The sequence below is a fragment of the Pseudomonas shiyinii genome (genome assembly GCF_056725765.1).
Map to the genome: position 1 here is coordinate 4,001,061 of NZ_CM161522.1, position 13,198 is coordinate 4,014,258.

9 protein-coding genes are annotated in these 13,198 nt (G+C 63.7%); 6 read left to right on the forward strand and 3 right to left on the reverse strand.

The window, feature by feature from the left end:
* Positions 1-110: 110 nt before the first annotated feature.
* The 4 genes from ACXHGZ_RS18110 (at position 111) to ACXHGZ_RS18125 (ending at position 3,579) form a co-directional block, all read left to right on the forward strand.
* On the forward strand, positions 111-599 hold the full coding sequence (locus ACXHGZ_RS18110) for a DUF3015 domain-containing protein (RefSeq protein ID WP_084858629.1): 489 nt from the start codon (positions 111-113) through the stop codon (positions 597-599).
* A 79-nt stretch (positions 600-678) separates the two neighbouring features.
* Positions 679-2,532 (forward strand): Lnb N-terminal periplasmic domain-containing protein, encoded by a 1,854-nt coding sequence (locus tag ACXHGZ_RS18115; RefSeq protein WP_480460800.1) that lies wholly within the window; start codon positions 679-681, stop codon positions 2,530-2,532.
* 125 nt (positions 2,533-2,657) lie between these two features.
* Positions 2,658-3,014 (forward strand): hypothetical protein, encoded by a 357-nt coding sequence (locus ACXHGZ_RS18120; protein ID WP_084858631.1) that lies wholly within the window; start codon positions 2,658-2,660, stop codon positions 3,012-3,014.
* Between the two features lie 67 nt (positions 3,015-3,081).
* Positions 3,082-3,579, forward strand: coding sequence for a GreA/GreB family elongation factor (locus ACXHGZ_RS18125; protein ID WP_084858632.1), 498 nt, complete (start codon positions 3,082-3,084; stop codon positions 3,577-3,579).
* Positions 3,580-3,701: 122 nt separating this feature from the next.
* Here the strand turns inward: ACXHGZ_RS18125 and gdhA are convergent, their stop codons facing one another.
* From gdhA to ACXHGZ_RS18140, 3 genes are all read right to left on the reverse strand, one after another.
* Positions 3,702-5,042: an NADP-specific glutamate dehydrogenase gene (gene gdhA, locus ACXHGZ_RS18130; protein ID WP_480460803.1), complete on the reverse strand. Its 1,341-nt coding sequence runs from the start codon at positions 5,040-5,042 to the stop codon at positions 3,702-3,704.
* Positions 5,043-5,381: 339 nt separating this feature from the next.
* The gene (gene ettA, locus ACXHGZ_RS18135) at positions 5,382-7,049 is read right to left on the reverse strand and encodes an energy-dependent translational throttle protein EttA (RefSeq protein ID WP_084858638.1); all 1,668 of its coding nucleotides are present in this window, start codon (positions 7,047-7,049) and stop codon (positions 5,382-5,384) included.
* Between the two features lie 235 nt (positions 7,050-7,284).
* Positions 7,285-7,674: a hypothetical protein gene (locus tag ACXHGZ_RS18140; protein WP_224456953.1), complete on the reverse strand. Its 390-nt coding sequence runs from the start codon at positions 7,672-7,674 to the stop codon at positions 7,285-7,287.
* Positions 7,675-7,922: 248 nt separating this feature from the next.
* On the opposite strand from ACXHGZ_RS18140, the gene ACXHGZ_RS18145 reads away from it, so the two are divergent.
* Both ACXHGZ_RS18145 and ACXHGZ_RS18150 read left to right on the forward strand, forming a co-directional pair.
* Positions 7,923-11,750, forward strand: coding sequence for a sensor domain-containing protein (locus ACXHGZ_RS18145; RefSeq protein ID WP_480460806.1), 3,828 nt, complete (start codon positions 7,923-7,925; stop codon positions 11,748-11,750).
* A gap of 369 nt (positions 11,751-12,119) precedes the next feature.
* Complete coding sequence (locus ACXHGZ_RS18150) at positions 12,120-13,091, forward strand: IS110 family RNA-guided transposase (RefSeq protein ID WP_480460242.1); 972 nt, start codon at positions 12,120-12,122, stop codon at positions 13,089-13,091.
* Positions 13,092-13,198: the final 107 nt, after the last annotated feature.

Sequence of the window (13,198 nt, forward strand, 5' to 3'; positions counted from 1 at the left end):
GATCATGCCTAAACTCCAACCTGCGCGGGTGGGCGTATTTGCTTTCCCGACCTGGCAACCGCGTTGCCAGAACCCTGACCATTGGTACGTCTACGAAAGAGAACAAAGCTATGAAACGGATTCTTCTGGGTACTCTGTTCGCCGCTGTCTCGATCAACGCCATGGCCGAAGCGCCAGGTGGCCCGAACTGCGGCTGGGGCAACATGCTCTTCGAGGGCCAGCGCGGCACACCGGCCCACTTCCTGGCCTCCACCACCAACGGCACCTCCGGCAACGCGACGTTCGGCATGACCTCGGGCACCAACGGCTGCTCGACCAAGGCCTCCCTGACCTATGGCGGCAAGTCCTGGTTCGCCATGAACGGCATGATGAACGAACTCTCCGAAGACATGGCCCAGGGCCAGGGCGAAGCCCTGACCACCTACGCCGTGGTCCTCGGCGTGGCACCTGAAGACCGCGCGCACTTCGCCGCCGTCACCCACCAGCACTTCAGCGAGATCTTCAGCAGCGCCGACGTCACTGCCGAAACCGTCCACAGCAACACCCTGGCTGTGCTCAAGAGCGACCCACGCCTGGCCAAATACGCCACCGAGGCCTGAGTCCTGCCCTTCCCGCCCCGGCTTCGGGGCGGGTTCGGTCAATTTCACCTTCGGCATCATCCAGACGTAGTTGCCCGATATGCTCAAACGCCTCGCTTGCCTGGCGCTGGTCGCCAGTGCCCCGCTTCATGCCGCGCCACAGCTCGACCCGGCCCGTGTACGACAACTGGCCTCGACGCCCTACTGGATCGCCCTCGGTCATTACGAGACGGCCAAGCTCGGTGGCTGGCGCAGCTATGTGGACGACGATGCCTTCTTCCTCGCCGAAGACGGCGCCCACCACCCCGAGCAGGAGCTTCAGGCTACGGTGCAAGCGCTGTATGCCCCGGCCAGCCTGGGTGACAAGCATGCCCAGTGCGTGTTCCCGGCGCGCACCCGCTGGCTGCGTGAGCAGCTGCAGCTCACCGACTTGCCGCGACCCGATTGCCAGGAGTTCGCGACCTGGTACCAGTCCATCGACCCGCACAGTGCCGTGCTGGTGTTCCCGGCCGCCTACCTGAACAGCCCTTCGTCGATGTTCGGCCATACCCTGCTGCGCATCGACCAGTCGAAAACCCGTAGCGACGACACGGCGCTGCTGAGCTACGCGATCAATTTCGGCGCCTATATCGAAGGCAGTGACAACAGCATCCTCTATGCCTGGAAAGGCCTGATGGGCGGCTACCCCGGCCTGTTCGCACTGATGCCCTACCAGGAGAAGCTCTCCGAATACCGCAGCCTGGAAAACCGCGACCTGTGGGAGTACCAGCTGGACCTCACCCCGGCGGAAACCGGGCGTATGGTCGAGCACGTGTGGGAACTCAAGCAGATCCAGTTCGACTACTTCTTCTTCGACGAAAACTGCTCCTATCGCCTGCTGGAACTGCTGCAGGTGGCGCGCCCGAGCCTGGACCTGACTTCGCAGTTCCCGCTGACCGCCATCCCCACCGACACGGTCAAGGCGGTCAAGCAATCGGGCCTGGTGGCCAGCGTTCACTACCGGCCTTCCCGCGAACGCGAGCTGCTGGCCCGCGCCGAGCCGCTGGACCATGAGGAAAAACAACAGGTGCTGGCCGTCAGCGCCGACACCGACCTGTTGCAGTCGCCAGCCTTCACCGCCCTGCCCCGTGAACGCCAGGCCCTGGTGCAGGACGCGGCCTACCGGCTGGAACGCTACCGCGCCAACGGCCAGCAACGCGACCCAGCCCAGGCCAGGCGCAGCTTCGAGCTGTTGCGGGCGATCAACCGCAACCCGCCGCCGCCCCTGCAGATCGAACGCCCGGGCCTGCCCGAGGATGGCCACCAGTCGCGCACCTGGCAGCTGGGGGTCGGCACCCGAGAAGACCGCGCCTACGCCGAATATGGCCTGCGCATGGCCTACCACGACCTCAACGACAACGCCTATGGCTTCCCTCTGGGTGCGCAGATCGAGATTCTCCAGCTCAAGCTGCGCCAGTACGAAGGCAACGACTGGCAAGTGCAGCGCCTGGACTTGGCGACGATCCGCTCCCTGACCCCGCGCAACGCGTTGTTGCAGCCCTGGTCTTGGCAGGTGGCAGGCGGGCTGGAACGAGTGCCGGGCAAGCATGACGACGAGGTGCTGGTCAGCCATGTCAATGGCGGGGCCGGCGCCACCTGGCAGTTGGCCGACGGCCTGCTGGGCTTTGCCCTGGGCACGCTGCGGGTCGAGCATCACAACGACTTCGCCCAGTTCGTCGCCCCAGCTGCCGGCTTCAATGGAGGCCTGCTGTGGCGCAACGGGCTGGGCAACCTGACCTTGGAGGCCAAGGGGGACTACTTCGCCAATGGCGAGGTGCGTCGCAGCCTGAGCCTCAATCAGCAATGGGAGATCAGCCAGAACCTGGGGCTGCGCCTGAGCGCCAGTCGCGAGTTCAGCCACTTGGCTACCGCACAGAACGAGGTGATGCTCGAATTGAAGTGGTACCACTACTGACGCGAACAGGGCCGCTTTGCGGCCCAATCGCGGGGCAATCACCGCATCGAGCCTTTGACACCGTTTTGACAGCCCCCCGACAAATCGCCACCTAGACTTTCACCTGTCGGTCGGAGGTTGTGGATATGTGGCGGTACGGGTTCGGTTTGTGGATAACGTTGCTCTTGGTGGGTTGCCAGTCGGCCCATGAACAGATGATCGACCAAGGCTACCCACCGGCCTATGCCGATGGCTTCGGCGACGGTTGCAGCAGCGGCCGCCAAGCTGCAGGGCTTATGGTCGGGGATTTTCGCAAGAACGTGCCGCGCTACCTGCACGAGCGCCAGTACGCCAGCGGCTGGGACGACGGCTTCCGCCAATGCCACGCCATGCAGAGCAACGAAGACCTGCGCCAGTACCGCGAACGCTACTGGGACGAACGTGACCGGGACTGGCAGCAGGAGAAGGATCGCGGCGCCGCACGCGCCTATCGCCGCCAATGAGTCGCAAACGGACAACCGTTGAAACCCACTCCCTGCCACCATGGTCTCCTGCACAAGGAGGCCTTTCATGAGCCGAGCATTCGTCAACGAAGACCAGGCCGCCGCCCAGGCCAGCCAGCCGGTGGAGCGGCGGGTCAGCGACCAGCCCAATTATGTCACCGCCACCGGCCTTGCCCAGTTGCAGCAACGAGTGGCCGAGCTCAATGCGCTGCGCAGCGAGCTGCTGGGCCAGGGCGAACGTACCGACAAGCAGCGCCTGGCCGACACCGAGCGGGACCTGCGTTATTTCACGGCCCGGGTACAGAGTGCCCAGGTGGTGCCACCGGCCACATCCACGGAAAAGGTACAGATCGGCAGCCGGGTGCGCTTCGTCGATGACGAGGGCCAGGAGCAGCAGGTGCAGCTGGTGGGTGAGGACCAGGCCGATGCACTGCGTGGGTTGGTCAATTGGGGATCGCCCCTGGGGCGAGCGCTGCTGGGGGCTGGGCCTGGGGACGAGGTGCTGTGGCGAAGGCCGGCAGGAGATCAGATGATCGAGGTGGTGGCCATTTTGGCTGAAGATTAAGATGGCTGGAGCTGCGTTGCAGCCCTTTCGCGGCACAAGGCCGCTCCTACAGGGGGACGGAATCTTCTGTAGGAGCGGCCTTGTGCCGCGAAAGGGCCGCAAAGCGGCCCCCGGTTCTCGAATCAGACCACGCCCTGGGCCAGCATCGCATCGGCGACCTTCACGAAGCCCGCGATGTTGGCGCCCTTGACGTAGTTGATGGTGCCGTCGGCCTCTTCGCCGTAGTGCACGCACGCATGGTGGATCGATTGCATGATGTTGTGCAACTTGCTGTCCACTTCACCGGCCGTCCACAGCAGGCGCATGGCGTTCTGCGACATCTCCAGGCCCGAGACGGCTACGCCACCGGCGTTGGATGCCTTGCCCGGGGCATACAGGATCCCGGCTTCCAGGAAGATATCCACAGCCTCGAGGGTGGTCGGCATGTTGGCCCCTTCGGCCACGCAGATGCAGCCGTTGGCCAGCAGGGCGCGGGCGTCTTCGGCGTTCAGCTCGTTCTGGGTGGCGCATGGCAAGGCGATGTCGCACGGCAGGCTCCATGGGGTCTGGCCTTTGCGGAACTCCAGGCCGTACAGGCCGGCCAGCTCGCTGATACGGCCACGCTTGACGTTCTTGAGCTCCATCAGTGCATCCCACTGCTCGTCGGTCAGGCCGGCTTCACAGAACAGGGTGCCTTCGGAGTCGGACAGCGAGATCACCTTGCCGCCCAGGTCCATGACCTTGCGTGCGGCGTACTGGGCCACGTTGCCGGAGCCGGAAATCGCCACGCGGCGGCCATCGATGCGCAGGTCGCGGCGCTTGAGCATCTCTTCGGCGAAGTACACGCAGCCGTAGCCGGTGGCTTCCGGACGGATCAGGCTGCCGCCATAAGTCATGCCCTTGCCGGTCAGCACCGAGGTGAACTGGTTGGCCAGGCGCTTGTATTGGCCGAACATGTAGCCGATCTCGCGGGCCCCGACACCAATATCACCGGCCGGCACGTCCAGGTCGGCGCCGATGTGGCGATACAGCTCGCTCATGAAGGCCTGGCAGAAGCGCATGACCTCAGCGTCGCTCTTGCCCTTCGGATCGAAGTCCGAACCACCCTTGCCGCCGCCCATGGGCAGCGAGGTCAGCGAGTTCTTGAACACCTGCTCGAAGGCCAGGAACTTCAGCACACCCAGATTCACCGACGGGTGGAAGCGCAAGCCGCCCTTGTACGGGCCGATGGCGCTGCTCATCTGGATACGGTAGCCGCGATTGACCTGCACCTTGCCTTGGTCGTCGACCCATGACACGCGGAACAGTACGGCGCGCTCCGGCTCGACCATGCGTTCGAGAATGCCGGCCTTCAGGTAACGGGGGTTGGCTTCAAGGAAGGGCCAGAGGCTGCGCAGCACTTCTTCCACGGCCTGGTGGAACTCAGGCTGGGCCGGATCGCGCTGCTTGAGGCGGGCCAGGAAATCGTCGACGGATTCGATCATGGTAGACATCTCACCAAGAGGATTGGGACTTGTTGGTTTTTTCCGGACTTTACCAAGAACCAATCGCACCGGAACAGGGCGACATGTCGTTTTTCTGAAAATTTTTAGTGCATTTTCTATAACTGTATACAAATCCTGTAGCAGCGGCCTTGTGCCGCGATCGGGCGCGCAGCGGCCGTAAAACCAGGCATCCCAGTTGTACCTGATAGCCCGCGGTTGCAGCGTTTAAGGCCGCTGCGCGCCCGATCGCGGCACAAGGCCGCTCCTACATGGGGGCGGACACAGCGCGCACGAAAATGGGGCCACGAAGGGCCCCATTGTTGTGCGACGCGTGCCGGCTTACTGGGCCAGCTTCTTGTGCCGTACCCGGTGTGGCTGGGCAGCGGCATCGCCCAGGCGCTTCTTGCGGTCGGCTTCGTACTCGGTGTAGTTGCCCTCGAAGAACACCACGTTCGAGTCGTCCTCGTAGGCCAGGATGTGAGTGGCCACGCGGTCCAGGAACCAACGGTCGTGGGAAATCACGATCGCGGCGCCCGGGAAGTCCAGCAGGGCTTCTTCCAGCGAACGCAGGGTTTCGACGTCCAGGTCGTTGGACGGTTCGTCGAGCAGCAGGACGTTACCGCCCTCCTTCAGGGTCAGGGCCAGGTGCAGGCGGCCACGCTCACCACCGGAGAGGTCCTTGACGAACTTCTGCTGGTCGCCACCCTTGAAGTTGAAGCGGCCGACGTAGGTGCGCGACGGGATCTCGTAGTTGCCGATGCGGATCATGTCCGAACCGTCGGAGATCTGCTGGAACACGGTCTTGGCACCGTCCAGGTCCTCGCGGCTCTGGTCGACGCAGGCCAGCTGCACGGTTTCACCGATTTCGATGCTGCCCGAGTCCGGCTGTTCCTTGCCCATCAGCATGCGGAACAGGGTCGACTTACCGGCACCGTTGCCGCCGATCACGCCGACGATGGCGCCCTTGGGCATGGAGAACGACAGGTTGTCGATCAGCACGCGATCGCCATAGCCCTTGGTGACGTTCTTGAACTCGATGACCTTGTCGCCCAGGCGCGGGCCTGCCGGGATGTAGATCTCGTTGGTCTCGCTGCGCTTCTGGAATTCCTGCGACTGCATTTCCTCGAAGCGCGCCAGACGGGCCTTGGACTTGGACTGGCGAGCCTTGGCGCCTTTGCGCACCCACTCCAGTTCCTCTTTCATGGCCTTCTCATGGGCGCTCTGCTGCTTGGATTCCTGCTCCAGACGCGCCGACTTGGCCTCCAGCCAGCCCGAGTAGTTGCCTTCGTACGGGATGCCGGCGCCGCGGTCCAGTTCCAGGATCCAGCCGGCGACGTTGTCCAGGAAGTAACGGTCGTGGGTAATCGCCACCACGGTGCCGGGGAAGTCGTGCAGGAAACGCTCGAGCCAGGCCACCGAGTCGGCGTCCAGGTGGTTGGTCGGCTCGTCCAGCAGCAGCATGTCGGGCGCCGACAGCAGCAGGCGGCACAGGGCCACGCGACGCTTTTCACCACCGGAGAGGTGCTCGATCTTCGCCTCCCATGGCGGCAGGCGCAGGGCGTCGGCGGCGACGTCCAGCTGGCGCTCCAGGTTATGGCCGTCGGCGGCCTGCAGGATGGCTTCGAGCTTGGCCTGTTCGGCCGCCAACTTGTCGAAGTCGGCATCAGGCTCGGCGTAGGCGGCGTAGACCTCGTCCAGACGCGCCTGGGCATCCTTGATCACGCTGACCGCTTCCTCGACCACTTCGCGAACGGTCTTGCTCGGGTCCAGCTGCGGCTCCTGGGGCAGATAGCCGACATTGATGTCGGGCATCGGACGGGCTTCGCCGTCGAACTCCTTGTCGACGCCGGCCATGATCCGCAGCAGGGTCGATTTACCCGCGCCGTTCAGGCCGAGCACGCCGATCTTGGCGCCCGGGAAGAACGACAGGGAAATGTTCTTGAGAATTTCCCGCTTCGGCGGCACGACCTTGCTCAGCCGATGCATGGTGTAGACGTATTGAGCCAAAACCAAGCCCTCTATCAGATAGGTAAAGACATCGACCCCGGCAATGGCCAGGGGACGCATGTGTTTACGGGGACGTTGAACAAAGTGGGCCATTCTACGCCAACTGATGGCGATTCACAGGTGGCAGGGCCGCTTTGCAGCCCAATCGCGGGACAAGCCCGCTCCTACAAAGACAGCACAGGGCCTGTGGGAGCGGGCTTGTCCCGCGATTGGGTCGTTACTGCCGGCGCAGCGCTCAGACGTGCGACTGCTTCGCCTTGCCGCGCGGCAGGCGGCAACGGTCGTTCTGCTCGGCCAGGCGTGCAGCCCAGGCGGCCTTGACGCTGAAGCCGCCGGAACGGGCCGGCGTGTTCGCTACCGGCTTGGCGGCAGGCTTGGCAGCAGGTTTCGCCGCTACGGCCGCCGGTGCGACCGTTGCAGCAGCCGGCTCGGCGACGGCCTTGGCCGACTTGCGCAGCTCAGCCAGCGACGGGCTCTTGCGCACGGCAGCGGCGGCGTCCGGCTTGGCCAGGGAGCGCTGGCAGGACTTGCAGGATACGTCATCGGCCACGACAGTGCTGACCAGGGTCTGACTGCTGCGCCCGCAGGCGGAATCGAGGCCATTGGTGGAATAGTGGGTAACCAAAACCGTACATCTCCAAAAAGCGTTGACTATGAAGCGGCCGGCATTCTCGCACAGCTTGCAGGGTCTTGCCGAATGGCCGTCGCCCGCCACGACCATCGGCAGCGGACAGACGAGTGGCACTTTGCCATAATTGCGCGCATGCTAGTCGGCTTCATGCGTCACCTTATATAGTGCGCCCGGCCCTGTGCCCGGGCACGGCCCATGCATAGTCCGCCCTGCCATCGCCAGCCAAATCGCAGGTCCAACGCTTGACCAATCTCACCCAACCACCGTCGCTGTGCCCTGCTCCAGCCGCTCCGGGCAGTGCCTTGCGTGGCTCGCTCAAGGGGGCGCTGGCTTTGCTGGCCCTGGTCCTGCTGGGGCTGTTGTTGTGGCAGTTGTTCGCCCAATACCGCCATACCCAGGCCGACCTGTACCAGCAGAGCCTGAAGGCGAGCGCGGAGCTGGCCGACCACCTGAACCTCAACATGGCGCTCAAGGCCCAGCAGGCGGCGAACCTGGTCCAGCCTTATACCGACGCACTGCCAGCAAAAGCGCTGCCGCCTGTGCTCGGTACCCTGCGCGCACGCCTGCCCGGGCTGCGCCACCTGGCTTGGCTGGACAGCGCCGGACGAGTCCTGGGCGACAGCCTCTCCGGCAGCCCCGACCGCCAATTGCTTGACGAGCTGGTGCGGCTCAACCAGGGGGGCGCCTATTTCTTCGGCAACTCGGCCGACAACCGCTTCATCTACCTGCTGCTGCGCCAGCCGGCCGACCCGGATCGCGGTTACTGGCTGCTGCGCCTGTCCAGCGATTATTACCAGCAGCTCACCGAACACCTCACCGGCAAGGGCCGCCTCTGGCTGCTGGAAAACAGCCGCAGCGGCCAGGTGCTCCAGGGGCAAGGCGCGCCTGACCGCGACACGGACAACCTGCAAAGCGTGATGCTGGCCTTCATCGACAACAGTACCTGGCAGTTGCGCGGCCTGTTCGATGCCGGGCAAGCCCGGGCCGAGCTGCTTCCGGCCTTGATCGGCAAATGCCTACTGGTTTTGTTCTGTGCCCTGTTGCCGGTATTGGCCCTGATCAACATGCGTCGCCGGCAGCGGGCCTTGCAGGAAGACCGCCGGCGCTACCACGAGATCTTCGAAGGCACGGGCGTAGCCCTGTGCGTGCTCGACCTCTCCAGCCTGCCCGGCCAACTCGACCGCTACCACCTGCGCAACCGCGCCGCACTCCGGCACAGCCTGGCCCTGGACGCCAGCCTGCGCCGCACGCTGTTGCAGGAACTGAAGATCACCGAAATCAACCAGGTCGCCCGCCAGTTGCTCAACGTGCATTGCCATGAAGGCGCCTGGCAGCGCCTGATCGACGGCAGTGGCGACAGCCGTGAAAGCGTCGGCATGCAATTGATCGACGCACTGATCGAACAGCGCAGCCTGCTGGAACTCGAAGTACGCCTGCCCGCCCCCCTGGGCGGCGAACTGCACCTGTGGCTGATGGCGCGCCTGCCATTGCAACGGCGCGACTACCAGGCCGTTATCTTGAGCATCAGCGATATCACCAGCCGCAAGCAGGTGGAACTGTCGCTGCTCGAGCGGGAAAGCTTCTGGTCGGATGTGGTCCGCACTGTTCCCGACCAGCTCTACGTCCAGGATGTGCACAGCCAGCGGATCATCTTCAGCAACCGCCACCTGGGCCAGACGCTGGGCTACGACCGGGTGGAGCTGGCGCAGATGGGCGACCGTTTCTGGGAGCTGCTGCTGCACCCCGAGGATGCCGACCATTATCGTCAACTGCGCCGGCAACAGCGCGACACCAGCCATGATCAGTCGCTGCACTGCCAGTTGCGTTTCCGTCACCGCGATGGGGGTTGGCGCTGGTACGAGATCCGCGAACAGGTGCTGACCCGTGACACCGATGGCCTGGTCACCCGTATCATCGGTGTGGGCAAGGACGTGACGGTGCAGATCGAAGCCAGCGAGTCGCTGCGCGACAGCGAGCAGCGCTATCGCATGTTGGCCGAGAGCATCAGCGACGTGATCTTTTCCACCGATAGCCAGCTGCAGCTCAATTACGTCAGCCCCTCGGTACAGGCCGTGCTGGGCTACCCAGCCGATTGGATCTTCGAGCACGGCTGGCAGTCGATCATCGCCAACCCGGCCCAGCTCACTGGCATCTACAGCCTGCTGGAGCGGGTCAGCAAGGCCCTGGGCGACACCGAGCAACTGGCCCAGCTGCGTAGCCAGCTGCCCACCCAGATCTTTCTGTTCGACTGCCTGCGCGCCGACGGCCGCAAGATCCCCATCGAACTGCGCCTGGTGCTGGTGTGGGACGACCACGAGCACTTCGAGGGCGTGCTCGGCGTGGGCCGCGACATCAGCCAGCAACGCCGCGCAGAAAAAGACCTGCGCATGGCCGCGACCGTCTTCGAGCATTCCACCTCGGCCATCCTCATCACCGACCCGGCCGGCTACATCGTGCAGGCCAACGAAGCGTTCAGCCGGGTCAGCGGCTACGACGTCAGCGAAGTGCTCGATCAACTGCCGAGCCTGCTCACCGTCGACGAGCAGCAAGAGGCGCACCTGCGCTACGTGGTCAAGCAACTGCACCAGCATGGCAGCTGGGAAGGCGAGGTCTGGCTCAAGCGTCGTGACGGTGAACACTACCCGGCCTGGGTCGGCATCACCGCGGTGCTCGACGACGAGGGCGACCTGGCCAGCTACGTGTGCTTCTTCACCGACATCAGCGAGCGCAAGGCCAGCGAGCAGCGCATCCATCGCCTGGCCTACTACGATGCCCTGACCCACCTGCCCAACCGCACCCTGTTCCAGGACCGCCTGTATACGGCGCTGCAACAGGCCGAGCGGCACAAGGCGTGGGTGGTGCTGATGTTCCTGGACCTGGACCGCTTCAAGCCGATCAACGACTCCCTCGGCCATGCCGCGGGCGACCGCATGCTCAAGGACATGGCCCAGCGCCTGCTGGCCTGCGTCGATGACGATGACACCGTGGCGCGCATGGGCGGCGATGAATTCACCCTGCTGCTGCAGCCCCGGGCCAGCCGCGAGATGGCCCTGAACCGCGCCATCCATGTGGCTGAGAACATTCTCGGCAGCCTGGTGCGGCCGTTCGTGCTGGAAAACCGCGAGTTCTTCGTCACCGCCAGCATCGGCATCGCCCTGAGCCCGCAGGACGGCAGCGAACTGAGCCAGTTGATGAAGAACGCCGACACCGCCATGTACCACGCCAAGGAACGCGGCAAGAACAACTTCCAGTTCTACCAGGCGGACATGAACGCCAGCGCCCTGGAGCGCCTGGAGCTGGAGAGCGACCTGCGCCATGCACTGGAGCAGAACGAATTCATCCTCTACTACCAGCCGCAGTTCAGCGGCGATGGCAAGCGGCTGACCGGGGCCGAGGCCCTGTTGCGCTGGCGCCACCCGCGCCGGGGGCTGGTACCGCCGGGCGACTTCATCCCGGTGATCGAGGAGCTGGGCCTGGTGGTGGACGTCGGCGACTGGGTGCTGCGCGAAGCCAGCCGCCAGCTCAAGGCCTGGCACAAGGCCAAGGTGCGGGTGCCCAAGGTTTCGGTGAACATCTCGGCACGGCAGTTCTCAGACGGCCAGCTGGGCACGCGCATCGCCACCATCCTCGAGGAAACCGGCCTGCCGCCGGCCTGCCTCGAGCTGGAACTGACCGAGAGCATCCTGATGCGCGACGTTGACGAGGCCATGCAGATCCTCGACGGTTTGAAGGTCCTGGGCCTGAGCATCGCGGTCGACGACTTCGGCACCGGCTATTCGTCGCTGAACTACCTCAAGCAATTCCCCATCGACGTGCTGAAGATCGACCGCACCTTCGTCGACGGCCTGCCCGAGGGCGAGCAGGATGCGCAGATCGCCCGTGCGATCATCGCCATGGCCCACAGCCTGAACCTGGCGGTGATCGCCGAGGGTGTGGAAACCCATGAACAGCTGGAGTTCCTGCGCGAACACGGCTGCGACGAGGTGCAGGGCTACCTGTTCGGGCGGCCGATGCCGGCCGGCCAGTTCGAGGCGCAGTTCAGCAACGAGACCCTGTTCATGTTCCAGTGACCGTGGTGCCATACGGCCCCTGTAGGAGCGGCCTTGTGCCGCGAAAGGGGTGCGAAGCGCCCCCAGGATCTGCGTCCTGACAGAGATTGCCGGGGCTGCCTTGCAGCCCTTTCGCGGCACAAGGCCGCTCCTTGTATCTCGACTTTCGCCTTCCAAGAGGCGAAAGTTCTCGACTGATCATCGAGGGAGGGTCATGAAGCGGAGCCGCTCCAAGGGCATCGAGCCCGTATTGTAGATAACGCTCAGACCCTCCAACCCCACTCGAACAGTTCGAACGGTATCTAGTGCCCGCCCCCGGCGTGAGCACGCATTCACAAGGTTGAACCGAGTGCTGGGTGATCGAACTTTCGTTGTCTGAAGGAGAAGATCATGTCTGTTGTTGTTGGCGTCGATGTAGCCAAGCGATCCTTCGATATTGCGACTCCACTTCCCAATGGGAAGGTTCGCACCAAGGCCAAGCTGTCCAATGATCCGAGTGGTTTTGAGCAGTTCGCAACCTGGCTTGAGAAACATGCCGAACCGCGTGCCTGGGTTGTCATGGAGGCCACTGGCACTTATCACGAGGCGCTTGCCGATTGCCTTCATGCCAAGGGTTACCGGGTGTGCATTCTGAATCCCGCCGTAATTGCCAAGTTTGCCGAGGCCGACCTTCGACGCGTCAAAACCGATAAGGCTGATGCCAAGGTTATTGCTGCTTATGGCCAGCAAAAACAGGATGAGCTCCGTCAGTGGGAGCCTGAGCCGCCAGCTCAGCGGCGTTTGCGGGCCTTAGTACGGCGTCTGGACGACCTGAAAGAAATGCAGCAGATGGAGCAGAACCGTCTGGATGTGGCGCAGACAGCTGTGCAGGAGTCAATCAGAGCTGTAATTGGGCATATCACCGAAGAAATAGAGAAAACCCGCAAGGCGATTGAGCAGACGATCGATGACGATCCGGATCTGCGCCAACGGCGAAAACTGATTACATCGATTGATGGTCTGGGTGATACCACAGCCGCACTGATCCTCGCAGAACTGGGTGATCCGCTGAAATACGAAAGCCCGTCAGCCATTGTTGCGTTTGCAGGTCTGAACCCGATGATCCATCAATCGGGGGAGAAGATTGGCCAATCGACCATTTCTCGCACAGGAGCGCCGAGGCTGCGCGCCGGCTTGTGGATGTCAGGCACGGTCTCGATCAGACACAACCCGGTCGTGAAGGCACTGGCAGAGCGTTTGAACAGCCGGCGTAAAGCCTATAAGCAGATAGTTTGCGCTGCTATGCGCAAGCTTTTGCACCTGGTGTATGGCGTGGTGAAGTCCGGTAAACCGTTTGACCCTCAAATCGCCCTTGCGGGGTGAGGGTCAAGACGGTATCTACAGGGCCCAGCGCAGCAGGCAAAAAACCGGACCTGAAAGTCAACTGAAGCCCAGTCGCCACGCGGCCTGTAACATGAGCCCCATCGGTC

Excerpts from the sequence above, each read along its gene's own strand:
- ACXHGZ_RS18110 (WP_084858629.1), top strand. The coding sequence starts at position 111 with ATGAAACGGATTCTTCTGGGTACTCTGTTCGCCGCTGTCTCGATCAAC.
- ACXHGZ_RS18115 (WP_480460800.1), top strand. The coding sequence starts at position 679 with ATGCTCAAACGCCTCGCTTGCCTGGCGCTGGTCGCCAGTGCCCCGCTT.
- ACXHGZ_RS18120 (WP_084858631.1), top strand. The coding sequence starts at position 2,658 with ATGTGGCGGTACGGGTTCGGTTTGTGGATAACGTTGCTCTTGGTGGGT.
- ACXHGZ_RS18125 (WP_084858632.1), top strand. The coding sequence starts at position 3,082 with ATGAGCCGAGCATTCGTCAACGAAGACCAGGCCGCCGCCCAGGCCAGC.
- gdhA (WP_480460803.1), bottom strand. The coding sequence starts at position 5,042 with ATGATCGAATCCGTCGACGATTTCCTGGCCCGCCTCAAGCAGCGCGAT.
- ACXHGZ_RS18150 (WP_480460242.1), top strand. The coding sequence starts at position 12,120 with ATGTCTGTTGTTGTTGGCGTCGATGTAGCCAAGCGATCCTTCGATATT.